Here is a 26,089-nt window from a genome sequence, read left to right as displayed (position 1 = left end):
GTTCCCGACCGCGACCGCAGGCCCGGAGTGAGGCACCGGCAGCGGCGATCTACAGTGGCTGGGTAATGTACGTCTCCGATCTGGCCCTGACCGACTTCCGCTCCTACTCCCAGGTGGTGCTGTCCCTGGAGGAGGGCATCACAGCGCTGGTCGGGAGCAACGGGCAGGGCAAGACCAACGTGATCGAGTCCCTGGGGTACCTGGCCACGTTCTCCTCCCACCGGGTGGCCGGGGACCAGGCCCTGGTGCGTGCCGGCGCCGAGCGAGCCGTCGTGGCGGCCAAGATCGTCCGCGACACCAGGCCGCGGGTGCTGGAACTGGAGATCGTGTCGGGCAAGGCCAACCGCGGTCGGATCAACCGCTCGCCCGTGCAGCGGGTGCGCGAGTTGCTCGGCCACCTACGGACCGTGCTGTTCGCCCCGGAGGACCTGGCCCTGGTGAAGGGTGATCCGGATGGACGACGCCGCTTTCTCGATGACCTCCTGATCCAGCGTGATCCCAAAGTCGCCGCCGTGCGCAGCGATTACGACCGAGTGATCCGCCAGCGCAACGCACTGCTGAAGTCCGCCGGTGCGGCGCGTCGCTCCGGAGGGGGCGGGGACCTTCGCACCCTGGATGTGTGGGACGAGAAGGCCGCCGCCGGTGGCGCGGCGCTGGTGTCGGCCCGGGTGCGTGCCATCCGGGACCTGCGCGAGCACGTGGCCCGTGCCTATGACAACGTCTCCGGCGGGGCCGGCCCGGCCGTGATCGGGTACCGCTCCAGTTTGGTCGAACACAGTCCCGACCAGGCACAGCCCGCCACCGATGACGGCGATGCCGAGGCAGAACTCACCGACACGACGCTGGTCCAGGCGCGGCTGGTGGAGGCGATGTCCCGGTTGCGCACCCGGGAGATCGAGCGGGGCGTGAGCCTGGTGGGCCCGCACCGGGACGACCTGACGCTGGCCATCGGCGGTCTGCCCGCCAAGGGTTACGCCAGCCACGGCGAGTCCTGGTCCCTGGCTCTGGCGCTGCGCCTGGCCTGCTACGAACTGCTGCGCACCGAGGACACCTTCGAGGCGGATGGCGAGCCGGTACTCATCCTCGACGACGTCTTCGCCGAACTCGACACCGGCCGGCGTTCCCGGTTGGCCGGAATGGTGGCCGGGGCCCAGCAGGTGCTGATCACCGCTGCCGTGGCCGGCGATATACCCGAGGAACTGGCCGGTGCCCGGGTGGACGTGGCCGATGGGACACTGACCCGTGTCCGCTGAGGATCCAGCCGCCGAGGGCCGACCCCAGGATCGGCGCGTCGAGAACCAGGCAGCCACCGGGGCCGGCCCCGCCCCGGACGTGGACGACGCTGCGCGGATCGCGCTGACACAGGCGCGCGAAGCAGCCCGCGCCAAGGGACTGCGACCGGGCAGCCCGGGACGCCGTCGTCGTCCCCTGGACGCGGGCCGCAACGCCGCTGCGGGTTCCCCGGGTGCGGCACGCGACCCACAGCTCCTGGGTGAGACCGCCGCAGACCTGAGCCGCACGCTGGGGTGGAGCCAACCGCTCTCCATCGGTGGGGTAATCGGACGGTGGCCGGACGTGGTCGGTGAACAGATCGCGCAGCGGTGCACCCCGGAGACCTTCATCGACGGCGATCTGGTGGTGCGCGCCGACTCCACCGCCTGGGCCACCCAGATCCGGTTGCTGCTGCCCCAACTCGAGCGCCGCCTCGCCGAGGAGGTCGGGGAAGGCGTCGTGACCTCCATCCAGGTGCTCGGTCCCGGAGGCCCTACGTGGCGCAAGGGCCCGCGGAACGTGCGCGGTCGTGGGCCGCGGGACACCTACGGCTGAACCCGCCTCCCGGGTGTGTGGAGCGCGCTTTCCGGGCTCGGCCGCGCGCCCGGGGGGTGAAGACCACCACATCCCGGCAACTCCCTGTGGATAAGGTCTGTGGATAGTCGAGTTCGACGCCGATCCGCGATAGAATCGAGCGACCTGTCCCAGGGGTGGAAATGCCCTCATTCACGGCGCGATGCCGTGGCTGACCTACGACGTGCAGTCGTACGGTGCGGACGCCAGATGTGACGAGGAGCGCCAGGACGAGTGGCTGATCAGACGAGCGTGCCGGAACCCGAGAACGTTGTTCCCCCGCAGGACACCTCCAACCCGGCAGGCTCCGATTACGGCGCAGCCAACATCACCGTTCTGGAGGGTCTGGAAGCGGTCCGCAAGCGCCCTGGGATGTACGTCGGTTCCACCGGCGAGCGCGGGTTGCACCACCTGGTCTATGAGGTGGTGGACAACTCCGTCGACGAGGCGATGGCGGGGTACTGCGACCAGATCGACATCACCATCCTGGCCGACGGCGGGATCCGGGTGCGCGACAACGGCCGCGGCATCCCCGTGGACGTCATGTCGGGGGAGGGCCGACCGGCCGTGGAGGTGGTGCTGACCGTCCTGCACGCCGGAGGCAAGTTCGGCGGCGGCGGGTACGCGGTCTCCGGTGGTTTGCACGGCGTGGGTGTCTCGGTGGTCAACGCCCTGTCCGCCCGGCTGGAGGTGGAGGTGCGCCGGCAGCGGCACGTCTGGCGGCAGCGGTACCACCAGGGTGTGCCCGAGCGCGACCTGGCCAAGGGTGAGGCCACCGACGAACACGGCACCACCGTGACGTTCTGGGCGGACGGGGAGATCTTCGAGACCACCGAGTTCGACTTCGAGACGCTGAGGTCCCGGTTCCAGCAGACGGCCTTCCTGAACAAGGGCCTGGGGCTGACGCTGCGCGATGACCGGGAGACGGACGTCGAGGATGAGGTCGCCGGCGGCGCGCACCAGCCGGCCGAGGGGGAGGAACGCACCCGCTCGGTGGCCTACAAGTACGAGGGTGGCCTGGTGGACTACGTCAAGCACCTCACCAGTGCCAAGCGCGCCGACATGATCCACCCCGAGGTGATCTCCTTCGAGTCCGAGGATCCCGACCGGGTGATCTCCCTGGACATCGCGATGCAGTGGACCGGTGCGTACTCCGAGAGCGTGCACACCTACGCCAACATGATCAACACCTCCGAGGGCGGGACCCACGAGGAAGGGTTCCGGTCGGCCCTGACCACGCTGGTGAACCGGTACGCGCGGGAGAAGAACCTGCTCAAGGAGAAGGACGAGAACCTCACCGGCGAGGACATCCGTGAGGGACTGACCGCGGTCATCTCGATCAAACTCGGAGAGCCACAGTTCGAGGGGCAGACCAAGACCAAGCTCGGCAACACCGAGGCCCGCACCTTCACCCAGAAGGTGGTCTTCGACGAACTGGGCAACTGGCTGGAGTCCCACCCGAACGAGTCCCGGGACGTGATCCGCAAGGCGATTCAGGCCGCCGCCGCCCGGATGGCCGCCCGCAAGGCCCGCGAGGCCACCCGGCGCAAGGGCCTGCTCGAGGGCGGGGGCCTGCCAGGCAAGCTCAAGGACTGTTCCAGCCGCGATGCCTCGATCTCGGAGATCTTCATCGTCGAGGGTGACTCCGCCGGTGGCTCGGCGGTGCAGGGACGCAACCCCGAGACCCAGGCGATCCTGCCGATCCGCGGCAAGATCCTGAACGTGGAGAAGGCCCGCATCGACAAGGCCCTGGCAAACCAGGAGGTGCAGGCGCTGATCACCGCGTTCGGTACCGGCATCGGTGAGGACTTCGACCTGGCCAAACTGCGCTATCACAAGATCGTGCTGATGGCCGACGCCGATGTGGACGGCCAGCACATCGCCACGCTGCTGTTGACCCTGTTGTTCCGGTACATGCGGCCGCTGCTGGAGCACGGGTACGTGTACCTGGCACAGCCGCCGCTGTACCGGCTGAAGTGGACCAACGCCGAGCACCAGTACGTCTACTCCGACAAGGAACGCGACGTCCTGCTGGTTGAGGGCCAAGCGAAGAACTGGCGCCTGCCCAAGGACGCCGGCATCCAGCGGTACAAGGGCCTTGGTGAGATGAACTACCGGGAACTGTGGGAGACCACGATGAACCCCGACAGCCGCACCCTGCGGCAGGTGACCATCGGGGAGGCCGCGGCGGCCGATGAGATCTTCTCCATCCTGATGGGTGAGGACGTGGAGTCGCGCCGCTCGTTCATCCAGCGCAACGCCCGCGACGTGCGCTTCCTGGACATCTGAGCGCCGCGCGCAGCCCCTGCCTTCTTCTGACCTGCCGAGTTAAGGACCCGAGTGAGCGAACACATCCCGACCACTGACCGCATCGACCAGGTGGACCTGCAACTGGAGATGCAGCGCTCCTACCTCGACTACGCGATGAGCGTGATCGTGGGCCGGGCGCTACCCAGCGTGCGGGACGGCCTGAAGCCGGTGCACCGCCGGGTGCTGTACGCCATGTACGACGGCGGCTACCGTCCCGACTCGGGCTACTCCAAGTGCTCCCGGGTGGTCGGGGACGTGATGGGACAGTTCCACCCCCACGGTGACTCGGCGATCTACGACGCCCTGGTGCGCTTGGTGCAACCCTGGTCGATGCGCTACCCGCTGGTAGCCGGGCAGGGGAACTTCGGCTCCCCCGGCGACGACGGCGCTGCCGCACCCCGGTACACCGAGTGCCGGATGGCCCCGCTGGCCATGGAGATGGTCCGCGACATCGACAAGGGCACGGTGGACTTCGGGGACAACTACGACGGCCGCACCCAGGAACCGCTGGTGCTGCCGGCCCGGTTCCCGAACCTGCTGGTCAACGGCTCGGCCGGGATCGCGGTGGGGATGGCCACCAACATTCCCCCGCACAACCTGCGCGAGGTCGCCTCCGGGGTGCAGTGGCTGCTGGAGAATCCCGAGGCCAGCGCCGAGGAACTCCTGGAAGCCCTGTTGGCGCGGATCAAGGGCCCCGATTTCCCCACCGGCGCGCAGATCCTGGGTCACCGCGGCATCGAGGAGGCCTATCGCACCGGCCGCGGTTCGATCATCATGCGCGCGGTGGTCGAGGTGGAGGAACTCCAGGGGCGCACCTGCCTGGTGGTCAGCGAGTTGCCCTACCAGGTCAACCCCGACACCCTGGCCGCCAAGATCGCCGACCTCATCCGTGACGGCCGGATCCAGGGCGTGGCCGACATCCGCGATGAGACCTCCGGGCGGGCAGGGCAGCGCCTGGTGATCGTGCTCAAGCGGGACGCGGTGGCCAAGGTGGTGCTGAACAACCTCTACAAGCACACCCAGCTGCAGACCACGTTCGGGGCGAACATGCTCGCCCTCGTCGACGACGTGCCGCGCACCCTGAGCCTGGACGCGTTCGTGCGGCACTGGGTGGACCACCAGCTCGACGTGATCGTGCGGCGTACCCGGTGGCTGCTGCAGCGCGCCGAGGAGCGCATCCACATCCTGCGCGGGCTGATCAAGGCGCTGGACGCACTCGATGAGGTGATCGCGCTGATCCGTGCCTCGCGCACGGTCGATGTTGCGCGTACCGGGCTGATGGAGATGCTCGACATCGATCAGGTGCAGTCCAACGCCATCCTGGAGATGCAGTTGCGCCGCCTGGCGGCCCTGGAGCGCCAGAAGATCCTGGACGAGCACGCCGCCCTGGAGCGCGAGATCGCCGACTACACCGACATCCTTGCCTCACCGCAGCGCCAGCGCAGCATCGTGGGCGATGAGCTCGCCGAAGTGGTGGCCAAGTACGGCGACGAACGTCGCTCCCACATTCTGCCCTTCGACGGCGACCTGTCCATCGAGGACCTCATCCCGGAGGAAGAGGTGGTCGTGACGATCACCCGCGGCGGGTACGCCAAGCGGACCCGGACCGATGCCTACCGCACCCAGCACCGGGGTGGGAAGGGTGTGCGCGGGGCGCAGTTGCGCGGTGATGATGTGGTGGAGCACTTCTTCGTCACCACCACCCACCATTGGCTGCTGTTCTTCACCACGCTGGGGCGGGTGTACCGGGTCAAGGGCTACGAGGTGCCCGAGGGTGGCCGGGACGCCAAGGGCCAACACGTGGCGAACATGCTGGCGCTGCAGCCGGACGAGACCATCGCTCAGGTGCTCGACATCACCGATTACGACCAGGCCGACTACCTGGTGCTGGCCACCAAGCGTGGCCTGGTGAAGAAGACCCGCCTGGGTGACTACGACTCCTCCCGTACCGGCGGCGTCATCGCGATCAATCTGCGCGACAACGGCGATGGTCCCGATGAGGTGGTCTCGGCGCGCCTGGTCGACGCCGGTGAGGACCTGATGCTGGTCTCCCGCAAGGGTCAGTCGCTGCGGTTCGCCGCGACCGATGCGGCACTGCGCCCGACCGGGCGGGCCACGTCCGGGGTGACCGGGATGAAGTTCCGCGAGGACGACTCGCTGCTGTCCATGGTGGTGGTGCGCGATGAGGACGATGACTTGTTCGTGGTCACCGAGGGCGGATTCGCCAAGCGCACGGCGCTGCGCGAGTACCGGGTGCAGGGCCGTGGGGGCCTGGGCATCAAGGTAGCCAACCTGGTCGAGGCCCGTGGTGACCTGGTCGGGGCGCTGATCACCGCGGACGACGACGAGGTGCTGCTGATCATGGAGCGCGGCAAGATCGTGCGTTCGGCCGTGGGTGAGGTCTCCCGCACCGGCCGCACCACCCAGGGCGTCACCTTCGCCAAGCCCGATGCCGGCGACCGGATCATCGGGATGGCCCTGAACCTCGAACTGGCTGCCGAGGTGGCCGGGGAGGTCGTGCCGGAGGACGCCGACGACGCGGACGCGGGGCCCGGCCGCGCGGATTCGGAATCCGGCGCAGCGGAAACCGACGCTGCACAGAGCGGCGCCGATGGCGTACCGTCTTCGGGTAGCACCGCGGACGGGGATGCGACCTCGGCCGGTGAGAACGCGGAAGAAGGACATTGATGAGCGACAGTAGCGGGACCACGACCGGTCCGGTTCGCACCACCGCCTTCCCGCACACCGCGACGGCGAAGGTGCAGGGTGGCTCCAGCAGCCGGCCGAACTCGACGGCGTCGGCTGGTTCCAGCAGCCGGCCCCAGGGTTCTCGGCCACGCGATCCCGGTGCTCGTACCGCCCGGCCCGCAGGCCGGGGAGGCGGACCACGTCGGGTGCGCCTGGCGGTGTCCCGGGTGGACCCGTGGTCGGTGATGAAGCTGGCCTTCCTGATGTCGATCGCGATCGGCATCGGGATCGTCATCGCCACTGCCGTGATCTGGTGGGTGCTGAACCAGATGGAGGTCTTCGCCCAGCTGCGCGGCCTGCTCGAGGAGGCCGAGGCGATGGCCCAGTTCGGGCCCCTGCTGGAGTACCTGGAGTTCTCCCGGGTGATGTCGGTGGCCACCGTGATCGCCATCGTGGACATCGCCCTGCTCACCGCGCTGGCCACCCTGGGCGCGTTCATCTACAACATCGTCGCCGCCATGGTCGGGGGCCTGCACCTCACCCTCACCGACGACTGATCCCGGGCGGGCAGTGTGATCAGGCTCGCACCGGTTCCGTTTTGGTCCGGCAGGTGCCCCTGGGGTAGTCTCGGTCGGCGTCCACACCTGTAGTTCGTGGACGTTGCCACGGGCCTATAGCTCAGACGGTTAGAGCGCTTCCCTGATAAGGAAGAGGTCGCTGGTTCGAGTCCAGCTAGGCCCACCATCGAACCGAACGGAAGGTGAGGACGATGAGGAAGACGCTTCTGTTCCTCGTGACGGCCATCGGCGGCGTCCTCATCTGGCGTCGGCTCGAGGAGCAGCGCTCCGGCCGGGAGATGTGGCACGAGGTCACCGATCCTGTGCCGACGCGGAACAACTGACGCTCCACCACTGCACACGGGGCCATGGCGCAATTGGTAGCGCACCTGCTTTGCAAGCAGGGGGTTGCGGGTTCGAGTCCCGCTGGCTCCACCATTTACCGCATGATTGCAACGACTGTCGTGCGCGGGGCGGCAGAGTGCGGGTTCTGCTGGCCTGCAGACCCACCCTGAGCGGCACCTGCGACTGCCGAACTGCCGGGGGGCACAGGCCACGGGTCGTCGTTGAGAGAGCAGGGCCCGATCGTGCCGGTCGTGACCGCGTGCTCGAGGCTAACGGCGGCGGGAGGCGCAGGTGATGCACGTGCGCACCGCCGGGCGAGCCTGCAGTCGTTCCCTGGCGATGGGTTCATCGCAGTTCTCGCAGCGTCCGTAGGTGCCCTCGGCCAGTTTCACCAACGCCGCATCCACCTCGGCCAGGTGACGGTTGGCGGAGTCGAGCAACGCCGTGGTCTGGGACCGCTCGAACGCGATCGTGGATCCCTCGGGGTCGTGCTCGTCGTCGGTGGCACTGAGGCGGGCACTGTCGACGATTGAGGTGAAATCCCGGGTCAGCGCCGCGATCCGGCGCACCGTCTGCTCCCGGTCGGCGGCCAGGAGGTTACCGAAGCCGGAGCGGTCGTCGGGCAGGGCAGCATCGTCCATCAGAAGATTCAGTATCCCAGGTCAATGCGGCAACGAGAACCTGGCCGGGTTGATCGTGGCCAGATCCCGCAGGTAGGCGCCCTGGCGCGGATCCGCCCAGGCGCCGTCGTCGTTGTACTCCAGCACCCAGGCGCCCTCTTCCGTGTCGAGGGGCGTGGAGTGGATCCGTCCGAGCAGGGAGCCGGCGGCGCGCACATCGCCCAGATCCTGCGCGGCATAGGCGCGGCCCGCGACGAACGGATACACCACCCACCAGTCGTCCCGTACCCGCGACGGGTTGGGCAGCGCGAGTCCGACCGGGGTCACCACCGGTACCCCGGTTCAACGGTGCACATCGGTAATCCTCTCGTCGCGAGTGTTCAGCACGACCTAACATTGCCGCGCAGCCGGTTGTCATCTCCTGTGGCCCCGGTGATGATCGTGGGGACGGCAACGAGAGCCGGCACCAGCGTCGTGATCGGCCCGGGTCGTTCGTGTCAATGGTGAGACACCGGTAACCGGCCGGGTCCGCGACCTACACGGAGGTTCCGATGACGGAGGACCAGCCCTACCTGATCAGCCTGATGCAACCGGACGGCCCCCCGCCCGAGCAGGGAGTCCTCGATGAGGTGATGGCCCGGCTCGGGCAGATCCAGGCCGAGATCACCGACGCGGGAGGTTGGGTGATGACGGCGGCACTGCATCCTGCCGATGTGGCCACCGTGGTGCGCTCCGGCGCCAGCGGAGTCGACCTGACCGACGGCCCCTACGTGGAGTCCAAGGAACACGTGGGTGGCTTCTGGGTAGTGCGTGCCCCCGACCTGGACACGGCTCTGGGGTGGGCCGAGAAGATCTCGACGGCCACCACCCTGCCCACCGAGGTTCGACCGATCGCGGCCATCTCCGACCTCTGAGGTCACGATGCCCGTGCCCGGAACCCACGCCGTCGAGCAGACCTTTCGCGAGGAGCACGCTCGCGCGGTCTCGGTTCTGACCCGCGTCCTCGGCGATCTCACCCTCGCCGAGGACGCGGTGGCCGAGGCATTCACCGTCGCGTGCCGGCGGTGGCCCCGTGATGGTGTGCCGCCCAGCCCGGCGGGCTGGATCATCACCACCGCCCGGCGCAAGGCGGTGGACCAGATGCGTCGGGAGGCCAACCGCGAGCGGAAACACCTCGAGGCCGCCCTGTTGAACGAACCCGAGCCGGCATTATCGCCCGGCGCGGTCAGCGATGACATGCTCCGGCTGATCTTCACCTGCTGCCACCCCGCGCTGTCCCGGCCCGCCCAGGTTGCGCTCACACTGCGCCTACTGGGCGGCATGCGAACCGCGGAGATCGCCCGGGCGTTCTTGGTCAGCGAAACGGCGATGGCTCGGCGCCTGGTCCGGGCCAAGGCCAAGATCCGCGACGCCGGGATCCCGTATGAGGTGCCGCAGGCAGCCGACCTGGAGCAGCGCTGGGTGGTGGTGCTGGACGTGCTCTACCTGATCTACAACGAGGGGTATGTCGCCACCGAGGGCCCCGGGCTGGGGCGTGACGAACTGTGTGCGCAGGCGCTGCGCCTGGCCCGCATGGTGGTGGACCTGACCCCTGGCGAGCACGAACCGGTGGGACTGCTCGCGTTGCTGTTGTTGCTGCAGTCCCGGCGCACGGCGCGGATCGGTCCCGAGGGAGAGGCGGTGCTGCTGGCCGACCAGGACCGGACCCGGTGGGACCAGCAGATGGTGCTGGAGGCGCTGGAACTGCTGCGGGCGATTCCGCAGCACGCACCAGCGGGGCCTTACCGCCTGCAGGCGGCGATCAACGCGGTACACGCCGGCGCCACCAGCATCGCCGACACCGACTGGGCCCAGCTGGTCCTGCTCTACGACGCGCTGCTGCAGGTGCGGCCCTCCCACGTCGTGAGGCTGAACCGGGCGGTAGCCGTCGCGGAGGCCGGCGACCCGGCGGCTTCCTGGCGCGACCTCCAAGCACTCGACCTGGGTGGCTACTCCCCCTACTACGCCGTCTGCGGGTACGTGCTCGCCATGCTCGGCCGGCCGGCGCAGGCGCGGGATTACTACGACGCGGCGATCGTGCGGACCCGCAACGGCGCGGAACGGGTGGCACTGCGCCGCCGCCGCGAGGCGCTCGGCCCCTGAGCCGGCAGCACTCTCATCGCCGCGTGCACTGGCACCCCGCCGGCGGTCCCGGCGTCACCAGCGGTGGTGCACGTGCGGGCGGACCAGGTCGTCGTAGATGCGCCGCACCCCGGCGAAGTGCTCGTCGGTGAGTGAGGGCATCTGCGCGACCGCTGCGTTCGCCCGGGCCTGGTCGGGGCTGCTGGCCCCCGGGATCACGGTGGAGACCCCGGGCTGGTCCATCACCCAGCGCAGGGCGAACTGGGACAGGGTCATGCCCTCGGGCACCAGTTCGCGTAGGTGGGCCACTGCGGAGAGCCCGACGTCGTAGGGCACCCCGGCGAAGGTCTCACCGATGTCGAAGGCTTCTCCGCGGCGGTTGAAGTTGCGGTGGTCGTCGGCGGCGAAGGTGGTCCGGGCATCGAAGCGGCCCGAGAGCAACCCGGAAGCCAGCGGCACCCGCGCGATGATCCCGACCCCGCGCGTGCGGGCGGTGGGCAGCACCCGTTCCAGGGGCTTGAGGCGCAGGCAGTTCAGAATGATCTGCACGGTCGCCACATTCGGCCGGGCGATGGCGATCAGTGCCTGCTCGGTGGTCTCCACCGACACGCCGTAGGACGCGATCAGCCCTTCCTCGACCAACCCGTCCAGGGCCGAGAAGACGTCGTCGTCCTCCAGCACCGCGGTGGGCGGGCAGTGCAGTTGGACCAGGTCGATCCGGTCCACGCCCAGGTTCGAGCGGGAGTCGTTCAACCAGGCGCGGAAGTTCTCCTCGGTGTAGTTCTCCGGGAGCTGATCCACCCGGCGTCCCATCTTGGTGGCCACGAACACCTCAGGATGGTCCCCGGCGAGGTACTCCCCGATGAAGCGCTCGCTACGTCCGGAGCCGTACACGTCGGCGGTGTCGATGAACGTGACCCCTGCATCGGTGGCCGCCCGGACCACCTGGCGGGCGTCGTCGTCGGCCACCGTGCCCCAGGCATCGCCGATCTGCCAGGCGCCGAGCCCGATCATGCTTACGTCGTGTCCGGTACGTCCCAAGGTGGCCGTCTGCATACCTATGACCGTAGCGGCTCGGGCCCACCACGGCGAAACACCGCAAACCCCGGGTAGGGCGGGAGATCCCTACGTTTGCCCTTCCGTTCGGGCGCCGGGCGGTGGCACCATGGGTGCATGTGCCGCAACATCCGGCCCCTGTACAACTTCGAGCCGCACGCCACCGACGACGAGGTCCGCGCCGCCGCACTGCAGTACGTGCGCAAGGTCGCCGGGATGACCAAGCCCTCCCAGGCCAACGCCGAGGTGTTCGAGCGTGCCGTGGACGAGATCGCCCACGTCACCGAGCACCTGCTCGCTGACCTGGTCACCTCTGCCCCGCCGAAGAACCGCGAGGTGGAGGCCGCCAAGGCCAAGGCGCGCAGCGCGAAGCGGTTCGGCGTCGCCGCCTCCTGACCCACCGAGATCAGCCGGATGCCGGGCCCGCGCCCGGGGCTACATCCGGTTCGGGGCGCTGATGCCCAGCAGGTCCAGCCCGGTGGCCAGGGTGCGGCGGGTCAGGTCCACCAGTACCAGGCGGCGCTGGCGCACGGCACCCTCCGAGGCCAGCACCGGGCAGGCGTCGTAGAAGTCGGTGAACACCCGGGCCAGGTCATACAGATACCCGGCCAGCCGGTGCGGCTCCAGATCGGCTGCGACCTCGGTGAGGGCCTGGCCGAAGGTGTCCAGGCGCAGCACCAGTGCCCGTTCCGCTGGTTCCAGCGCGCCGTTCAGCGCCACCTGCGCAGCGTCGGGCACTGCCAGATCGCGCTCGGCGGCCCGTCGCAGGATGGAGGCCAGGCGAGTGTGGGCGTACTGCAGGTAGACCCCGGTGTTGCCGTTGAACGCCGTCATCCGCTCGGCGTCGAATACGTAGTCCTTCACCCGGGAGTTGGACAGGTCGGCGTATTTCACCGCACCGATGCCGGCCTGCTCGGCGATGGTGGCCAGCGCCGCCTCATCGACCTGCTCTCCCTTGGCCTCGGCGCCCTCGCGCACCACTTTGAGGGCGGCTGCGGAGGCGTCATCGAGCAGGTCCACCAGGCGCACCGTCTTGCCCTCCCGGGTACGGAACCGTTTGCCGTCGGGACCCAGCACCGAACCGAACGGGACATGCTCGGCCACCACATCCTGGGTGAGCCAGCCGGCGCGGCGCGCCGCCTCGAAGATGAGCCGGAAGTGCAGGCCCTGCTCGGCGCCGACCACGTATAGGATCCGGTCGGCTCCGAGGTTACGGATCCGGTGCCGGATCGTGGCCAGGTCGGTGGTGTCGTAGCCGTACCCACCGTCGGACTTGCGCACCATGAGCACCGCGGGCCTGTCGTCGGCACCGGTGACCTCCTCGGACTGCACCACCAGGGCGCCGTCGGATATCTCGGCGATCCCGGCGTCGGCCAGTTCCTGGGCCACGTCGCCGAGCACACCGTTGTAAGAGGATTCGCCGGCCGAATCGGCCGGGGTCAGGCGTACCCCGAGGCGCTCGTAGATCGCGTCGAAGGAGTGCTGGGACTCCTTGACGATCTCCTCCCACACCGTCACGGTGCCCGGGTCCCCGCCCTGCAGTGCGACCACCCTTGCGCGGGAGCGGTCGGCGAAGTCGGGATCGGCGTCGAAGATGGCCCGGGCCTTCTTGTACAACTGCTCCAGGGCCGAGACCGGGGAGGCCTGAGGACCGTCCTGGCCGGGGTCCAGGTCGCTGAGCCGCCAGTTGGCCTCAGGGTGTTCATCGATGTACTGGATCAGCATCCCGAACTGGGTGCCCCAGTCGCCCAGGTGATTCTGCGGCACCACGTCGGAGCCCAGGAAATCCAGGACCCGGGCAAGGGCGTCACCGATGATGGTGGACCGCAGGTGGTGGACCTGCATCTCCTTGGCGATATTGGGTGCGGAGTAGTCGATCACAGTGCGTCGGCCGGTCTCGGTTGCCGGTACGCCGAGCCGGTCGTCGCCCGCTCGGGCGCGCACCTGCTCCCACAGCGCCTCATCGGAAAGGCGCAGGTTCACAAAACCCGGGCCGGAAATCTCCACCTGCTCGATCAGTTCCGGCGCCGACAGCGCCTCGACCACCGCGGCGGCCACGTCCCGAGGCCGGGCGCCCACCTTCTTCGCCAGCGCGAGCGCGGCATTGGCCTGCAGGTCGGCGTGGTCGCTGGGCCGGACCACCGGGTCGGCGCCGGCCTGATCGGGGTAGGCGGCCGTGATCGCGGCGCCGAGGGCATCGGTCAGCCGGGTGATCAGGGCCGGAACTCCGGCGGGGCGGGCGGTGCTGGGAGCAGTCTGTGAGATGGGCACCGCCCCATTGTTCCATCATGGCCGCTATCGGATCGATGCGGGTGATCACCGGCACACAAGAAGGCCCCGCCGCCACCCAGGGGTCGCGACGGGGCCCGGAACGGCCCGACTTACGGCGTCGTCAGTCCTTCTTCTCGTCCGCGTTGTCCTTGATGTCCTTGGTGACGTCCTCGATCTTCTGGGAGGCCTCCTTGGCAGCATCGGCCGCAGTGTCACGCAGGTCCTCGGTCTTCTCGGCGGCAGCGGCGGCCACGTTCGGCTTCTCGGCGACCGGCGCCACGGCGTCGTCCCAGTACTCCTCGGCCCACGGGTCGTCGACCGGCTGGGTGCGGCGCCAGATGAGCACACCGGCACCGGCCACGGCGCTACCCACCAGAACCCAGCCCAGCGTCTTGCCCCACTTGGACCCGCCCTTGGCGGCCTTCTCCTGTTCCTTCAGTGCCTTCTCGGCCTTCCCCACGGCCTTGTGCACCCGGGACTGCGCGCCGTCGGCCCCGGCCTTGGCCGCGGCTGCCGCGTCCTCCAGGGCAGCGATCACCTTGGGCAGGACGTCGTCGACGAGCTTGTCGTGCGCCACGTCCACCGCGCCCTGGGTCCGGCCGGCTGCACTGGCGAGCTTGGGGGCGGTGGCGGTGACGCCGGCCTTCCAGGCTTTCTCCACCCGTGGACCGGCCCAGTCGATCGCAGCCTCGACCTTCGGTGTGGCCCAGTCCTTGCCCTGATCAGCGAACTCGCGCGCGGCCTTTCCGGCATCCTCGGACCGGCTGCGAAGTTCCTTCTCGAGCTTCTTCGTTTTTCGCGACATGTGCTCCCCAGTTCCTTTCCCGCGCGGCGCGCGAGTTTCTGGTCGTGTCGTACCTGTGCTACTGGTCCTAGTGTGGCACTCGCGGCGGAGTTGTGCACACGAGCCTGTATTCTCTCTTCGGCGATCAATGCGAAGATAAGGGCATGGAAGCCATTCTGCACACCACGGCCGGCGACATCACCGTCGAACTGCTGCCGAACCACGCCCCCAAGACCGTCAAGAACTTCACCGGACTGGCTACCGGTGAGCGCACCTGGCGCCACCCCGCCACCGGCGCGGAGAGCAACGAACCGTTGTACAACGGCACCATCTTTCACCGGGTGATTCCTGATTTCATGATTCAGGCCGGCGACCCCCTGGGTGATGGCACCGGCGGTCCCGGTTACCAGTTCGATGACGAGATCCACCCCGAACTCAGTTTCAACGAGCCCTACGTGCTGGCGATGGCCAATGCCGGAGTCCAGATGGGCAGGGGTACCAACGGCTCGCAGTTCTTCATCACCACCGTGCCCACCCCGTGGCTGCAGGGCAAGCACTCGATCTTCGGTCGCGTGACCGATGCCGGCTCCCGCGCCGTGGTGGACGCCATCGGGAAGGTCTCCACCGACCCCCGCAACGATCGCCCGGTCCAGGACGTGGTGCTCAACAGCATCGAGATCATCGACTGACGGATGACCGCTTATCCACCCGCGCCACCACCAGGGTCAGGCCCGGGTTCCCCGGGCGTTCCGGGTTCGGGCGGTGGCCGTGGGGGGTTCGGTGGGCCCGGCTCGGGGTCTTCGGGTGAACCCGGGGTAGCCCCGGTCTGCCCGCGCCACCCCGACCGCGTCAGTTACGTCACCTGCCAGCGGTGCGGGCGCCCGGCCTGCCCCGAGTGCCAGCGGCCGGCTCCGGTGGGCGTGCACTGCGTGGACTGTGCCGCGGCCGCCGAGCGTTCCGCGCCGGCCGAACGGACCCGGCTAGGGGGGCGGATGCGCACCCGCCCGTACGTGACTCTGACCATGATCGGGCTGTGCGTCGCGCTGTTTCTGCTGGACTTCGCCGACGGCGGGGCCGCCCGCCGGGAACTGATCTTCTCCCCGCTGGCCGGTTCGGTCGAGCCATGGCGGATGCTGACCACCGCGTTCCTGCACGCCGGGGTGCTGCACCTGGCGGTGAACATGTACGCGCTATGGATCACCGGGCCGTTCCTGGAGAGGTTCCTGGGGACCTGGCGGTTCCTGGCGCTGTATCTGCTCGCCGCGTTCGGGGGCAGCGTGGCGGTACTGGTGCTGACCCCCTACGACCTGTGGCGGGTGGGAACCGTCGGCGCCTCCGGGGCGGTGTTCGGCCTGTTCGCCGCCGCTGCCCTGTTGCTGCGCCGGGTTGGTGGTGACTACCGCCAGATCCTGCTGGTGATCGGGATCAACGTGGTGATCTCCTTCACCATTCCGAACATCTCCTGGCAGGCGCACATGGGCGGGATGATCGTGGGCGGGCTGATCACCGTGCTGTACCTGTACCTGCCGAAGAAGTGGCGCACCACCGGAGCGGTCCTCGGTGCCGCCGCGATCGCGGCGGCCCTCATCGGGATCACCGTGGTCGCCTACGCTCTCGCGGGCCTGTGGCTCTGACCTGCGAAGTCACATGGATGTGATTTATCCACACCTGTGTGCACACCTGTGAATAACACGAGTGTGATTATCCCCAGGTGTGTGCACACCTGGGGATGTGCGCCGCCGGTGCACGAGCGTTACGCCGGCTCAGCAGCGTAGGGGCCGCGCACGACCGGGGGCAGCGAGCAGGCCCGCCCTCAGCGCCACCGCATGGTCATCAGGAATCCCACCATCATCACCGCGAAACCCGCGGCCAGGTTCCACGAGCCGATGCCGGGGACGGGGAACCTGGAGTCGCTCAGGTAGGTGACCACCACCCAGATCAGGCCGATCACCATCAGGGCCACCATCGTCGGGGCCCACCAGGACGCACTCTTCTTCGGCCCTGCCGGTGGTGGTGGCGGGGTGTAGGCCGGCTTCTTCCGGGGTTTGGACTCGGGCATGCCCACGGCTCCTGTCGGTGGTCGGGTCTAGGGCAATCCTAAAGGCTGGGCCACCTAGACTGATCCCATGGCGAAGAACAGGCGCAAGGCGCGACTGCGCTCGGTGCGCGCCTCGTTGGCCCTGGGGGCCGTCGGGGTGCTGGCCGGCATGCTGTTCGCCACCAACGCAGGCCTGTTCGCCCAGGCCGCCGGCCGCCAGCCCCAGGATCTGAGCGACCTGGTCCGCGATGAGAGCGTCCGCATGCAGGAGGTGGCCGAGGAGGTCAGCGATCTGCGTAGCGAGGTCGAGGAACTGATCAGCCTGCAGGAGGCCCGCAACCCCGACGCCGCCCGCCGCCCCGAGGTGGAGATGGCCGCCGGCCGGATCAACCTGCAGGGCCCGGGCGTGCAGGTGGAACTGTGGGATGCGCCCTACAACGAGGTGCCCGAGGGCTTCGCACCCGATGATCTGGTGGTGCACCAGCAGGACATCGAGGGGGTTCTGAACGGTCTGCGAGCCGGTGGTGCCGAGGCGATTGCGGTCCAGGGCCACCGGGTCACCGCCACCACCTCGATCCGGTGCGTGGGCAATGTGATGCTGCTGGACGGTAACACCTACTCCCCGCCATACGTGATCACCGCAATCGGCGACGGCGAGGAACTGCGTGACTCGGTGCTGGCCCAGCACTCGGTGCAGGTCTACCTGGAGTACGTCGATGCGATCCGGCTGGGTTGGTCGCTGGAACTGGAAGAGACCGTGGAGATCCCCGGCTTCGAGGGGAACCTGACCTTGGAGTACGCCCAGGTGCCCGGTCATGAGCCCTATGTCCCCGAGGACTCGAAGCCGTTGTTCCCGGTTCCGGAGCCGGAGTGAGCAAGTCGGGTCAGATGTCCGCGCACCAGTGGGCGATCAACGAACAAACTGTGGGAGATCTCGGATGAGCCGGATCCTGGTGGTAGACAACTATGACTCCTTCGTCTACACGATCGTGGGGTACATGCAGGAACTCGGTGCGCAGACCACCGTGTTGCGCAACGACGTTTTCGAACTCTCCGATCCACGCACGGTGCGCGGCTACGACGGCGTGCTGGTCTCTCCGGGCCCCGGTGCCCCGGCCGGTGCGGGTGCCTCGCTGGCGGTGATCGAGGCGTGTGCACAGGCCGGTGTGCCGATGCTCGGGGTGTGCCTGGGCCACCAGGCACTGGCCGAGTTCTACGGCGCAACGGTGGCCCACTCTCCGGAACTGATGCACGGCAAGACCTCCTCGGTGGTGCACGCAGGCACCGACGTGTACGCCGGGCTGGCCAGCCCCTTCACCGCCACCCGCTACCACTCCCTGGCCGTGCTAACCGGCACGGTCCCGGAGGAGTTGACGGTCACCGCCGCCACCGAGAACGGCATCATCATGGGCCTGGCGCACCGGGAGCTGCCGCTGCACGGGGTGCAGTTCCACCCCGAGTCGGTTCTGACCGAGGGCGGGCACCGGTTGCTGGCGAACTGGCTGGCGATCACCGGCGACGAGGGCGCGGTGGGGCGTAGTCATGGCCTGGCACCGCTGGTCCTGGATGCGCCGGAGCCGGCGACGGCCTAGCCCGGTTGCTCGGGCGTCCGCGGCCAGCGGGGGGCGGACCGGCCAGGTCGTTCATCTGCTCGGTTGAGGACCCGAGTCAGCCGCCCTCGTCGTTGCCCTCGTTCTCGTTGCCGTTGCCCTCGTTGCCGTTGCCGTTGCCCTCGTTGCCGTTGCCGTTGCCGTTGCCCTCCTCCGGTCCGGAGGAGATCTGCACGACCACCGTCTCACCACGCCCGATCTGGGTTCCGGTGTCCGGATCCCAGGAGATGACGCTCCCCTCGGGGATGTCGTCGTGCGGTTGGCTTTCGAACTCCGCTTCCAAGCCGGCCTCGTCGAGCGCCTCCTCCGCCTCCTCCTCGGTCATCCCGTCCAGATCCGGGACCGCCACGGTCGGGTCCGGTGGCGCCTCCACCGAGACGTAGACCACCACGGTGGTGTTCTGCGGAACGGTGCCCGAGCGGTCCTGGCTGAGGATGATCCCGGGCGGGCCGTCGTCCTCCTGCTCGTGCTCCCGGTAACTGAGGTTCAGTTCCTCGATGTGTTCCCGGAATGCCTCGATGGACTCGCCGGTCATGTCCTCCAGGTCCACGTTGCCGGTACCCAGGATCAGGGTGATCTCGGTGTCGAGGCCCACGGTGTCCCCGGAGGGCGGGTCGGTCCCGATCGCGATGTCCTCGGCCACCCGCGGTTCGTTGCGGGTCTCGGTCCGGATGTTCTCGAAACCTTCCCCCTCCAACATGTCGCGGGCCCTGGACTGGGTCAGCCCGGAGACGTCCGGGATCTCCCCGCTGTCCGGGCCGGAGGACATCAGCACCTCGACGACCGTCTCGCCCTCGGGCATCTCCTCGCCGGTGTCGGGGCTCCAGGAGATCGTGATCCCTTCGGGGATCTCATCGTGGGCCTCGTACTCGAAGTTCGGCTCCAGGGGCGGCTCGACCTCGGCCAGCGCGGCCCGCACCTCCTGCTCATCCATCCCTTCCAGGTCCGGGACGACGGCGGCCGGCGGCGCTGGTTCCTCCTGGTTGGCCCGATCCCAGATCAGGTACCCGATCCCGGCAGCGGCCAGGAGTGCCACGATCACCAGGATCCAGACCAGTGCCTTGTTGGAGCGGGGTTCGTCCTCCTCGGCACCATCCATCTGGTCCAGGGGACCTGCTTCCTCCTGGACGGCGCCGACTCCCGCGGCCCCCGGGCCGGTGAGCACCTGGGTCGGCACTGCGGCCGGGGCGGCCATTGCCCCGATCGCCGGAGCGGTGACCGCCTCGTCGCGGGCGGCGGCCTCCAGGTCGGACCGGAACTCCGCGGCGGTGGAGTAGCGGGTATCCCGATCCTTGGCCAGGGCCTTGATCACGATCCGGTCCAGTGCCTCCGGTACGTCCGGGGCCACGACCGAGGGTGGCTGGGGGGCTTCGCTGACGTGCTGGTAGGCCACCGCGACCGCCGAGTCGCCCTCGAACGGGGGTTTGCCGGTGAGCAGTTCGTACAACAGGCACCCGGTGGAGTACAGGTCCGAGCGGGTGTCGACCACCTCGCCACGGGCCTGTTCGGGGGAGAGGTACTGGGCGGTACCGATCACCGCCTGGGTCTGGGTCATGCTCGAGGAGGAATCGGCCATCGCGCGGGCGATGCCGAAGTCCATCACCTTCACCGCCCCGGTTGGGGTGAGCATCACGTTCGCCGGCTTGATGTCCCGGTGCACGATGGAGGCGTGGTGGGAGTACTCCAGGGCGGTCAGTACCCCCATGGTGATCTCGATCGCCTCCTCGATCGGCAACGCCGAGCCGTCCCGCAGCAGGTCCCGCACGGTGTGACCCTCGACGTACTCCATCACGATGAACGGCACCTGTACCTCGGCTTCGTCGCCGCTGCGCACAGCTTGCTCGCCGGTGTCGTACACCGACACGATCGCCGGGTGGTTCAGCGACGCCGCGGACTGTGCCTCGCGGCGGAACCGGGCCTGGAAGGAGGGGTCACGGGCCAGGTCCGCACGTAGGATCTTGACCGCCACAGTGCGCCCGAGGCGGTTGTCACGCCCGATATGCACCTCGGCCATGCCGCCACGCCCGATGAGCTCACCCACCTCATAGCGGCCGGCGAGCACGCGCGGTACGTCGTCTACCACTGACTATTCCTTCGCTCTGGGGACTCTGGTGGCTATCACAAGGGCACTCACGAGCGGCGCAGCCACAACCGCTACCGCGCTCGACCCGCCCAGCCTACCCAGCGGCAGGCCCAGGGCCGTGACGGTGACCGTGGCGATCGACAGGCCCAGCGCCAGCATCAGTGGCTGGGCGTGACCAGCCGATCCCGGACGGCGACGCCGCGGGGGCGTCGTGCGCTCACCGCGTTCGGCGGCCCGGCGCAGCGCCCGGCGGGTCTTCGCCAGCCGGGCCGAACGGGGCTGCGGGGCGCGTGCGGCCTTCGGGGTCGGGGAGGTGGCCGGCGGCCCGGCCGGCGCGGCGGCGACCGGGTCCGCGTCCGGCTCGCCGGCATCCAGTGGGAGCCAGCGGGGCGAGGGGCCGTGGTCGTGCTGCTCGCTGTGGCCGTCGTGGTGCAGGTCCTCGGGGCCGAACTCCGCGTGCGCCGGGCTGCCCAGATGCCGGGGCCGTCGGGCCGAGACCCGTTCAGGTGACCTCGTGGCCGCGGCGGGGGCGGAGTCGGACGGAACAGCGGTTCCGGCCCTCCCGGGCGCCGTGTCGGAGGCTCCGGCCGCGGCGGCGGTCCGGATCGCCTCCCCCAGGGAGGGGGTATCGGGAGGTTCGACGTCCACGTGCAGCAAGCGGGCCAGTTCCTCCAGGGACCGCGCCAGTGAGGCGGCACTGCGGGGCCGCTGCTCGGGATCCTTGGCCAGCATCTGCTCCACCACCGCGCGGACCCGGGCATCGATGCCCTCCGGCATCACCGGCACCGGTTTGTTCACGTGCGCGAAGGCGATGTCCACCTGGGTCTTGCCAGTGAAGGGCCGCCTACCCACCAGCACCTCGTAGGCGACCACACCGAGGCCGTAGATGTCCCCGGCAGCGGTGGCCGGACGACCCATCGCCTGCTCGGGGGGCAGATACTGCGCAGTGCCCATCACCATCCCGGCGGCGGTCATCGGAGCCTGGTTGGATCCCAGGGAGATCCCGAAGTCGGTGAGTTTGACATAACCGTCCGGCGTGAGCAGCAGGTTCGCCGGTTTGATATCACGGTGCACCACGCCGGCGCGGTGGGCGGCGTGCAGACCCCGGGCGGTCTGGGCCAGGATCGGCAGGACCTGGTCCGGGGTCAGGGTGCCCTCCCGGGCCAGCAACTCCGACAACGGCTCACCGGGCACGTACTCCATGATCAGGTAGCCCGAGCCGTCGGCCTCGCCGTAGTCGTACATCGCGGCGATGTTCTGGTGGCTCAACCCCGCCGCGTTACGGGCCTCGGCGCGCAACCGGTCCAGGAACAGTGACTCCCCGACGAACTCACCGCGCAGCACCTTCGCCGCCACGTTGCGGTGCAGGTGGTCGTCCCAGGCGATCCACACCTCGCCCATGCCTCCGATGGCGATCCGCTCGCGCAGGTCGTACCGGTCGCCCAGACGCAGCCCCTTGGCCGGGATCATTGTTCCACCACCGCCTGGATCACGGCACGGGCGATCGGGCCGGCGGAGCGCCCGCCGTAGGCCTCATCACCGTCCGCGCCACCGTGCTCGATCACCACGGCTACCGCCACCTGCGGATTCTGCGCCGGGGCGAACGCGGTGAACCAGGCGTGCTGGGGTGCGTCCGTGCCGGACTCGGCGGTGCCGGTCTTACCGGCCACCGCCACGTTCGGGATCTGCGCGGGGGTACCGGTGCCGGACTCGACGACGGAGAGCATCATCTCCCGTAGGTCAGCGGCGGTGGAGGCCGAGATGGGCCGGGAGAACTCCTCCGGTTCGGTGCTCGAGGTCACCTGCAGGTTCGGGCCCCGTTCGGTGCCGATCAGGTGCGGGGTCATCAGCACGCCGTCGTTCGCGATCGCCGCGGAGACCATCGCCATCTGCAGTGGACTGACCCGCACGTCGTACTGGCCGATCGCGCTCATCGCGAGCTGGGCCTGGTCCATACCGTCGGGGAACCGCGACGGTGTCACGCCCATGGGGATATCCAGGTCCCGGCCGAACCCGAACGCCTCGGCCTGCTCCGCCAGCGCGTCCTCACCGAACTCCATCGCCAGCGCCGAGAACGGGGTGTTGCAACTCTGCTGCAGGGCGTAGGTGAGGGTGACGGTGTCCTCGGCGGTGCACGGCCCACCGCCGGGGTTGCGGATCACGTGGGAGGTCTGCGGCAGTTCCAGTTCCGCCGGGGCCGGGACCTGGCTGTCCGGGTCGTACTCCCCCGACTCCAGCAACATCGCGGCATCGACCAGTTTGAACACCGACCCGGGGGCGTACAGGCCACCGCCGATGGCCCGGTTGATCAGTGGGTTCGCCTCATCGGCGACCAGTTCGTTGTAGGTCTCGTTCACCTGCGCAGAGGAGTGCACGGCCAGGTCGTTCGGGTCGAAACTGGGCGTGGAGACCATCGCCAGGATCGCCCCGGTTCGCGGGTCCAGGGCCACCACCGCGCCCTGCTGGTCGCCCAGGGCGTCGCGCGCGGCCTCCTGCGCGGCGGGATCCAGGGTGAGTTCCACCGAGCCGCCCTGCTGCTGGCTACCGGTGAACAGGGACCGGATCCGGGACCAGAGCAGGGAGTCGTCGGTGCCCGACAGCACCGAGGAGGAGGCCCGTTCGATCCCGGTCATCTGAAACATCGAGAAGTAGCCGGTGGCGTGGGCGTACAGCGGCCCGTCGGAGTAGACGCGTTGGAACCCGAAGGGGGTGTCCACCGGGGTGGAGTGGGCCACCTCGTTGCCGGCCACCACGATCGGGCCGCGGTCGCGCCCGTAGTCCCGGTACACGGTGCGCACGTTGCGGGGGTCGTCGTTGAGGTCACCGGCCTGGCCGTACTGCACCCAGGTGGCCCCGCCCATCAGGGCCAGGAACATCACTAGGACCACCACCGAGAGGCGTCGCAGCGGGGTGTTCATGGTCGCTGCACCACCTCGGTGGGGTGATCATCGCCGTCGTCGGCCCCAACGCCGGGGTCGCGTGCGCTCGTCCCGCGGGGCGCACCTGCTGTGCGATCAGGGCCCGCGGTCCCGGCGCTGTTCGGCATCATCGCCAGCACCGTCTCGTCGGAGACTTCACGGTCCACCGCGGCCGGGCGGCGGGCGCCGTCGGAGATACGCAGCAGCAGGCCCAGCACGATCCAGTTGGCGATCATCGCCGACCCCCCGGCGGCCAGGAACGGCATGGTCAGGCCGGTCAGCGGGATCAGCCGGGTCACCCCGCCCACCACCACGAAGCACTGGAAGGCGATCGCGAACCCGAGACCGGAGGCGAGCAGTTTGCCGAACCCGTCGCGCACCCCGATCGAGGTGCGCAACGCCCGCTGTACCAGGACCAGGTAGCACAGCAGGATTGCCAGCAATCCGGTCAGGCCCAGTTCCTCACCGAGGCTGGCGATGATGAAGTCGGAGTTGGAGTAGGGCACCAGATCCGGGTAGCCCTCTCCCCAGCCGGTGCCCATCAGCCCGCCCGAGGCGAGCCCGAACAGGCCCTGCACCACCTGCCCCGAGCCACCCGGATGCCGGTTGTACACCGCCGGGTCCAGGGCGTTCAGCCACACATCGAACCGGGCCGCCACGTGCCCGAAGGTATTCACCGCCACGAGAACCCCGAGCGCGAACATGCCCAGGCCGATCACGATCCAACTGAACCGGTCGGTGGCCACGTACAGCATCGCCACGAACAGCCCGAAGAACAGCAACGAGGTGCCCAGGTCCCGCTGGAACACCAGTACCGCCACGCTGGCGATCCAGGCCAGCAGGATCGGTCCCATGTCCCCCACTCGGGGCAGTTGCAGCCCCAGGATCTTCGGGCCGGCGAGGGTCAGTACGTCCCGGTGGGCCACCAGGTAGCCGGCGAAAAAGATCGCCAGGGTGATCTTGGCGATCTCGGCGGGCTGGAAGGAGAAGCCGGCGATACGGATCCACAGTTGTGCCCCGTTGATCTCCTGGCCCAGCCCCGGGATCATCGGCAGCAGCAGAAGCAGCAGGCTGACCACGAGCGAGGTGTAGGTGAACCGGCGCAGTTGCCGGTGGTCGCGCAGCGCGATCACGATGGTGACCGCCAACGCGGCCCCCAGCGCGGTCCAGATGAGTTGACGCGGGCCGGCGGCGTCACCGGTGGCGTAGTCGATCCGGTAGATCATCGCCAGGCCCACCCCGTTCAGGCCCAGGGCCAGGGGCAGCAGCACCGGGTCGGCGTAGGGGGCCCGCCAGCGCAGCACCAGGTGGGCCACCAACGCGATACCGGCCAGGGTGCCCCCCATCGGGAGCAGTTCCGAGGGCACCGCACCCTCGATGTTCAAACCGACCAGTAGGTAGCCGCTCACGCCCAGAGCGACGGCCAGCAGCAACAGTCCGGCCTCGGACCAGCGGCCGGTGCCGATCGGCTGGGGTGCGACGGTAGCCATCAGGGACCGCTCGCATCGAGTTGCTCGGGAGCGGCGTCCTCATCGTCCTCGGGGTCCTCGGTGGTGTCGTCGGAGCTCCCCTCGTCACCGGGGTCGGTCTCCCCGTTGCCGTTGCCGGGATCTGCGCCGTCCTCGTCGTCCTCATCGGAATCGGCCGGTCTGGCCTGGGTACGCAGGTCGGCCACGATCGCCTCGGCCGCGGGCAGTGAGTTGGTGGCCATGGTCCGCTCCACCCGGTTGCGCACAAAACCGGGCAGATCGGCCAGGGCGATCTCGGTGTTCTCGTGCACCGAGGACAACTGCAGCGGTCCGATGCGCTGGGGAATGCCCTGGTAGATGGCCACGTGGTGGTTGTTCGCTCCCACGTAGTACTGGGTCTGGGTCCAGCGGTACCCCAGGGTGCCGAGCCCGGCCAGCAGGCCGAGGACGACGACGGCGGCGATCGCCCAGGTGAGGACGCGCCGACGGCGACGCACGGGCCGGGCGGTGGCGTCGTCGTCGGTCCCGACCGGCCGGGTCAGTGCGGCGGCCCGGCTGGAAGCGCCGCCCCCGCCCCGGGTGGGCCGAGCCCGGTCGGTGGCCGCGGCCCCGACCACCTGGGGGGAGGTGTCGGGCAGGTCCTTGGTCTCGACCACATCGGCGACCACCACGGTGATGTTGTCCGAGCCGCCGGCGCGCAGGGCCAGGTTCACCAGTTCGTCGGCGCAGGCGTCCAGGTCCGCGGTCTCGATCAGGATGCGCTCGATGGTCTCGGCCGAGACCATCCCGGACAGCCCGTCGGAGCACAGCAACCAGCGGTCCCCGGCGCGGGCCTCCCGGATCGACTCATCCACCACCGGCGCGGCCTCACCATCGCCCAGCACCCGCAGCAGCGCCGAACGCTGGGGGTGCGCCTCGGCCTCGGCCTCGGTCAGCTCGCCGGTGTCGATCAGGTGCTGCACGTAGGTGTGGTCGGTGGTGACCTGGGTCAGGTGCTCATCACGCAACAGGTAGGCGCGTGAGTCCCCGATGTGCACCATCCCCAGACGGGTCCCGGAGCGCAGCAACGCGATCACCGTGGTGCCCAGGCCCTGCAGGTCGGCCTGCTCAGCAGAGTAGGCGACCAGGTCCCGGTGCGCGTTGCCCAGCGCGGTGCGCAACCGGTCCAGCAGGTCCTCGCTGCGATGGGACTCTCCGTCCAGGGGGGCCAGATGGGCGACCGCCACCGAGGAGGCGATGTCACCGCCCGCGGCCCCACCCATCCCGTCGGCGAGGACCAACAGGTCCGGGCCGGCATAGCCGGAGTCCTGATTGACGTCGCGGACCAGGCCCACATCCGAGCGGGCCACGTAGCGAAGCGAAACAGTCATTCCG

24 protein-coding genes and 2 tRNA genes are annotated in these 26,089 nt (G+C 69.1%); 15 read left to right on the top strand and 11 right to left on the bottom strand.

Going from position 1 to position 26,089, the window contains the following annotated elements:
• The first annotated feature begins 65 nt into the window (after positions 1 to 65).
• From recF to ACO0LU_RS18430, 8 genes are all read left to right on the top strand, one after another.
• Entirely contained in the window at positions 66 to 1,253 is a 1,188-nt protein-coding gene (gene recF, locus ACO0LU_RS18465; protein ID WP_424792814.1) for a DNA replication/repair protein RecF, read from the top strand.
• A complete protein-coding gene (locus tag ACO0LU_RS18460) occupies positions 1,243 to 1,827 on the top strand; it encodes a DUF721 domain-containing protein (protein ID WP_424792813.1) in 585 nt (194 codons plus the stop codon). Before recF ends, ACO0LU_RS18460 begins: the two co-directional genes overlap by 11 nt.
• Before the next feature lie 270 nt (positions 1,828 to 2,097).
• Positions 2,098 to 4,134 (top strand): DNA topoisomerase (ATP-hydrolyzing) subunit B, encoded by a 2,037-nt coding sequence (gene gyrB / locus ACO0LU_RS18455; protein ID WP_424792825.1) that lies wholly within the window; start codon positions 2,098 to 2,100, stop codon positions 4,132 to 4,134.
• Positions 4,135 to 4,242: 108 nt separating this feature from the next.
• Complete coding sequence (gene gyrA, locus ACO0LU_RS18450) at positions 4,243 to 6,843, top strand: DNA gyrase subunit A (RefSeq protein ID WP_424792824.1); 2,601 nt, start codon at positions 4,243 to 4,245, stop codon at positions 6,841 to 6,843.
• On the top strand, positions 6,843 to 7,400 hold the full coding sequence (locus ACO0LU_RS18445) for a DUF3566 domain-containing protein (RefSeq protein ID WP_424787261.1): 558 nt from the start codon (positions 6,843 to 6,845) through the stop codon (positions 7,398 to 7,400). Before gyrA ends, ACO0LU_RS18445 begins: the two co-directional genes overlap by 1 nt.
• A 110-nt stretch (positions 7,401 to 7,510) precedes the next feature.
• A tRNA-Ile gene (locus ACO0LU_RS18440) sits at positions 7,511 to 7,587 on the top strand.
• 25 nt (positions 7,588 to 7,612) lie between these two features.
• Positions 7,613 to 7,744 carry a DLW-39 family protein gene (locus tag ACO0LU_RS18435; protein ID WP_424792812.1) on the top strand — a complete coding sequence of 44 codons (132 nt, stop codon included), beginning with the start codon at positions 7,613 to 7,615 and terminating at the stop codon, positions 7,742 to 7,744.
• An 18-nt stretch (positions 7,745 to 7,762) separates the two neighbouring features.
• Positions 7,763 to 7,838: transfer RNA gene (locus tag ACO0LU_RS18430), tRNA-Ala, on the top strand.
• Between the two features lie 176 nt (positions 7,839 to 8,014).
• Here ACO0LU_RS18430 and ACO0LU_RS18425 read toward each other — a convergent pair.
• Positions 8,015 to 8,386, bottom strand: coding sequence for a TraR/DksA family transcriptional regulator (locus tag ACO0LU_RS18425; RefSeq protein WP_424792811.1), 372 nt, complete (start codon positions 8,384 to 8,386; stop codon positions 8,015 to 8,017).
• A gap of 21 nt (positions 8,387 to 8,407) precedes the next feature.
• Positions 8,408 to 8,692, bottom strand: a complete 285-nt coding sequence (locus tag ACO0LU_RS18420) for a hypothetical protein (protein WP_424792810.1) — start codon at positions 8,690 to 8,692, stop codon at positions 8,408 to 8,410.
• A gap of 224 nt (positions 8,693 to 8,916) precedes the next feature.
• Here ACO0LU_RS18420 and ACO0LU_RS18415 point away from each other — a divergent pair, with 224 nt between their 5' ends.
• Positions 8,917 to 9,279, top strand: coding sequence for a YciI family protein (locus ACO0LU_RS18415; RefSeq protein ID WP_424792809.1), 363 nt, complete (start codon positions 8,917 to 8,919; stop codon positions 9,277 to 9,279).
• A 7-nt stretch (positions 9,280 to 9,286) separates the two neighbouring features.
• Positions 9,287 to 10,507 (top strand): RNA polymerase sigma factor, encoded by a 1,221-nt coding sequence (locus tag ACO0LU_RS18410; protein WP_424792808.1) that lies wholly within the window; start codon positions 9,287 to 9,289, stop codon positions 10,505 to 10,507.
• Positions 10,508 to 10,561: 54 nt separating this feature from the next.
• Here ACO0LU_RS18410 and ACO0LU_RS18405 read toward each other — a convergent pair whose 3' ends face one another.
• The gene (locus tag ACO0LU_RS18405) at positions 10,562 to 11,542 is read right to left on the bottom strand and encodes an aldo/keto reductase (protein WP_424792807.1); all 981 of its coding nucleotides are present in this window, start codon (positions 11,540 to 11,542) and stop codon (positions 10,562 to 10,564) included.
• Positions 11,543 to 11,659: 117 nt separating this feature from the next.
• On the opposite strand from ACO0LU_RS18405, the gene ACO0LU_RS18400 reads away from it, so the two are divergent.
• Positions 11,660 to 11,938, top strand: coding sequence for a DUF2277 domain-containing protein (locus ACO0LU_RS18400; protein WP_424792806.1), 279 nt, complete (start codon positions 11,660 to 11,662; stop codon positions 11,936 to 11,938).
• 39 nt (positions 11,939 to 11,977) lie between these two features.
• Here ACO0LU_RS18400 and argS read toward each other — a convergent pair whose 3' ends face one another.
• Both argS and ACO0LU_RS18390 read right to left on the bottom strand, forming a co-directional pair.
• Positions 11,978 to 13,813: an arginine--tRNA ligase gene (gene argS / locus ACO0LU_RS18395; RefSeq protein WP_424792805.1), complete on the bottom strand. Its 1,836-nt coding sequence runs from the start codon at positions 13,811 to 13,813 to the stop codon at positions 11,978 to 11,980.
• A gap of 121 nt (positions 13,814 to 13,934) precedes the next feature.
• Positions 13,935 to 14,618 carry a hypothetical protein gene (locus ACO0LU_RS18390; RefSeq protein ID WP_424792804.1) on the bottom strand — a complete coding sequence of 228 codons (684 nt, stop codon included), beginning with the start codon at positions 14,616 to 14,618 and terminating at the stop codon, positions 13,935 to 13,937.
• 143 nt (positions 14,619 to 14,761) lie between these two features.
• Between ACO0LU_RS18390 and ACO0LU_RS18385 the strand changes: the two genes are divergently transcribed.
• Together ACO0LU_RS18385 and ACO0LU_RS18380 are read left to right on the top strand one after the other, a co-directional pair.
• Positions 14,762 to 15,286: a peptidylprolyl isomerase gene (locus ACO0LU_RS18385; RefSeq protein WP_424792803.1), complete on the top strand. Its 525-nt coding sequence runs from the start codon at positions 14,762 to 14,764 to the stop codon at positions 15,284 to 15,286.
• Positions 15,287 to 15,589: 303 nt separating this feature from the next.
• Positions 15,590 to 16,231, top strand: coding sequence for a rhomboid family intramembrane serine protease (locus ACO0LU_RS18380; protein ID WP_424792802.1), 642 nt, complete (start codon positions 15,590 to 15,592; stop codon positions 16,229 to 16,231).
• Positions 16,232 to 16,410: 179 nt separating this feature from the next.
• Here the strand turns inward: ACO0LU_RS18380 and ACO0LU_RS18375 are convergent, their stop codons facing one another.
• Complete coding sequence (locus ACO0LU_RS18375; protein ID WP_424787248.1) at positions 16,411 to 16,656, bottom strand: cell division protein CrgA; 246 nt, start codon at positions 16,654 to 16,656, stop codon at positions 16,411 to 16,413.
• A gap of 67 nt (positions 16,657 to 16,723) precedes the next feature.
• Between ACO0LU_RS18375 and ACO0LU_RS18370 the strand changes: the two genes are divergently transcribed.
• Both ACO0LU_RS18370 and ACO0LU_RS18365 read left to right on the top strand, forming a co-directional pair.
• The gene (locus ACO0LU_RS18370) at positions 16,724 to 17,509 is read left to right on the top strand and encodes a DUF881 domain-containing protein (protein WP_424792801.1); all 786 of its coding nucleotides are present in this window, start codon (positions 16,724 to 16,726) and stop codon (positions 17,507 to 17,509) included.
• A 64-nt stretch (positions 17,510 to 17,573) separates the two neighbouring features.
• Positions 17,574 to 18,227 (top strand): aminodeoxychorismate/anthranilate synthase component II, encoded by a 654-nt coding sequence (locus ACO0LU_RS18365; protein WP_424792800.1) that lies wholly within the window; start codon positions 17,574 to 17,576, stop codon positions 18,225 to 18,227.
• Positions 18,228 to 18,303: 76 nt separating this feature from the next.
• Here the strand turns inward: ACO0LU_RS18365 and pknB are convergent, their stop codons facing one another.
• From pknB to ACO0LU_RS18340, 5 genes are read right to left on the bottom strand one after another with little or no spacing between them, the layout of a single operon-like run.
• Complete coding sequence (gene pknB / locus ACO0LU_RS18360) at positions 18,304 to 20,328, bottom strand: Stk1 family PASTA domain-containing Ser/Thr kinase (RefSeq protein ID WP_424792799.1); 2,025 nt, start codon at positions 20,326 to 20,328, stop codon at positions 18,304 to 18,306.
• A gap of 3 nt (positions 20,329 to 20,331) precedes the next feature.
• Positions 20,332 to 21,798 carry a serine/threonine-protein kinase gene (locus ACO0LU_RS18355; RefSeq protein ID WP_424792798.1) on the bottom strand — a complete coding sequence of 489 codons (1,467 nt, stop codon included), beginning with the start codon at positions 21,796 to 21,798 and terminating at the stop codon, positions 20,332 to 20,334.
• Positions 21,795 to 23,246, bottom strand: coding sequence for a peptidoglycan D,D-transpeptidase FtsI family protein (locus ACO0LU_RS18350; RefSeq protein ID WP_424792797.1), 1,452 nt, complete (start codon positions 23,244 to 23,246; stop codon positions 21,795 to 21,797). Before ACO0LU_RS18350 ends, ACO0LU_RS18355 begins: the two co-directional genes overlap by 4 nt.
• Positions 23,243 to 24,736, bottom strand: coding sequence for an FtsW/RodA/SpoVE family cell cycle protein (locus ACO0LU_RS18345; protein WP_424792796.1), 1,494 nt, complete (start codon positions 24,734 to 24,736; stop codon positions 23,243 to 23,245). Before ACO0LU_RS18345 ends, ACO0LU_RS18350 begins: the two co-directional genes overlap by 4 nt.
• Entirely contained in the window at positions 24,736 to 26,085 is a 1,350-nt protein-coding gene (locus ACO0LU_RS18340) for a PP2C family protein-serine/threonine phosphatase (RefSeq protein ID WP_424792795.1), read from the bottom strand. Before ACO0LU_RS18340 ends, ACO0LU_RS18345 begins: the two co-directional genes overlap by 1 nt.
• Positions 26,086 to 26,089: the final 4 nt, after the last annotated feature.

Origin of the sequence: Pseudactinotalea sp. Z1748 (genome assembly GCF_049725185.1) — a bacterium.
GTDB lineage: Bacteria > Actinomycetota > Actinomycetes > Actinomycetales > Beutenbergiaceae > CALKWS01.
This window is presented reverse-complemented; position numbering and strand designations above follow the sequence as displayed.

What these genes read in the sequence shown, in the direction of transcription:
- recF (WP_424792814.1), top strand. Translation starts at nt 66, where the DNA reads ATGTACGTCTCCGATCTGGCCCTGACCGACTTCCGCTCCTACTCCCAG.
- ACO0LU_RS18435 (WP_424792812.1), top strand. Translation starts at nt 7,613, where the DNA reads ATGAGGAAGACGCTTCTGTTCCTCGTGACGGCCATCGGCGGCGTCCTC.
- ACO0LU_RS18405 (WP_424792807.1), bottom strand. Translation starts at nt 11,542, where the DNA reads ATGCAGACGGCCACCTTGGGACGTACCGGACACGACGTAAGCATGATC.
- ACO0LU_RS18380 (WP_424792802.1), top strand. Translation starts at nt 15,590, where the DNA reads ATGCGCACCCGCCCGTACGTGACTCTGACCATGATCGGGCTGTGCGTC.
- ACO0LU_RS18350 (WP_424792797.1), bottom strand. Translation starts at nt 23,246, where the DNA reads ATGAACACCCCGCTGCGACGCCTCTCGGTGGTGGTCCTAGTGATGTTC.
- ACO0LU_RS18370 (WP_424792801.1), top strand. Translation starts at nt 16,724, where the DNA reads ATGGCGAAGAACAGGCGCAAGGCGCGACTGCGCTCGGTGCGCGCCTCG.
- ACO0LU_RS18355 (WP_424792798.1), bottom strand. Translation starts at nt 21,798, where the DNA reads ATGATCCCGGCCAAGGGGCTGCGTCTGGGCGACCGGTACGACCTGCGC.
- ACO0LU_RS18410 (WP_424792808.1), top strand. Translation starts at nt 9,287, where the DNA reads ATGCCCGTGCCCGGAACCCACGCCGTCGAGCAGACCTTTCGCGAGGAG.
- ACO0LU_RS18415 (WP_424792809.1), top strand. Translation starts at nt 8,917, where the DNA reads ATGACGGAGGACCAGCCCTACCTGATCAGCCTGATGCAACCGGACGGC.
- ACO0LU_RS18340 (WP_424792795.1), bottom strand. Translation starts at nt 26,085, where the DNA reads ATGACTGTTTCGCTTCGCTACGTGGCCCGCTCGGATGTGGGCCTGGTC.
- ACO0LU_RS18345 (WP_424792796.1), bottom strand. Translation starts at nt 24,736, where the DNA reads ATGGCTACCGTCGCACCCCAGCCGATCGGCACCGGCCGCTGGTCCGAG.
- ACO0LU_RS18375 (WP_424787248.1), bottom strand. Translation starts at nt 16,656, where the DNA reads ATGCCCGAGTCCAAACCCCGGAAGAAGCCGGCCTACACCCCGCCACCA.
- ACO0LU_RS18385 (WP_424792803.1), top strand. Translation starts at nt 14,762, where the DNA reads ATGGAAGCCATTCTGCACACCACGGCCGGCGACATCACCGTCGAACTG.
- ACO0LU_RS18400 (WP_424792806.1), top strand. Translation starts at nt 11,660, where the DNA reads ATGTGCCGCAACATCCGGCCCCTGTACAACTTCGAGCCGCACGCCACC.
- gyrA (WP_424792824.1), top strand. Translation starts at nt 4,243, where the DNA reads ATGCAGCGCTCCTACCTCGACTACGCGATGAGCGTGATCGTGGGCCGG.
- ACO0LU_RS18445 (WP_424787261.1), top strand. Translation starts at nt 6,843, where the DNA reads ATGAGCGACAGTAGCGGGACCACGACCGGTCCGGTTCGCACCACCGCC.
- ACO0LU_RS18390 (WP_424792804.1), bottom strand. Translation starts at nt 14,618, where the DNA reads ATGTCGCGAAAAACGAAGAAGCTCGAGAAGGAACTTCGCAGCCGGTCC.
- ACO0LU_RS18425 (WP_424792811.1), bottom strand. Translation starts at nt 8,386, where the DNA reads ATGGACGATGCTGCCCTGCCCGACGACCGCTCCGGCTTCGGTAACCTC.
- ACO0LU_RS18365 (WP_424792800.1), top strand. Translation starts at nt 17,574, where the DNA reads ATGAGCCGGATCCTGGTGGTAGACAACTATGACTCCTTCGTCTACACG.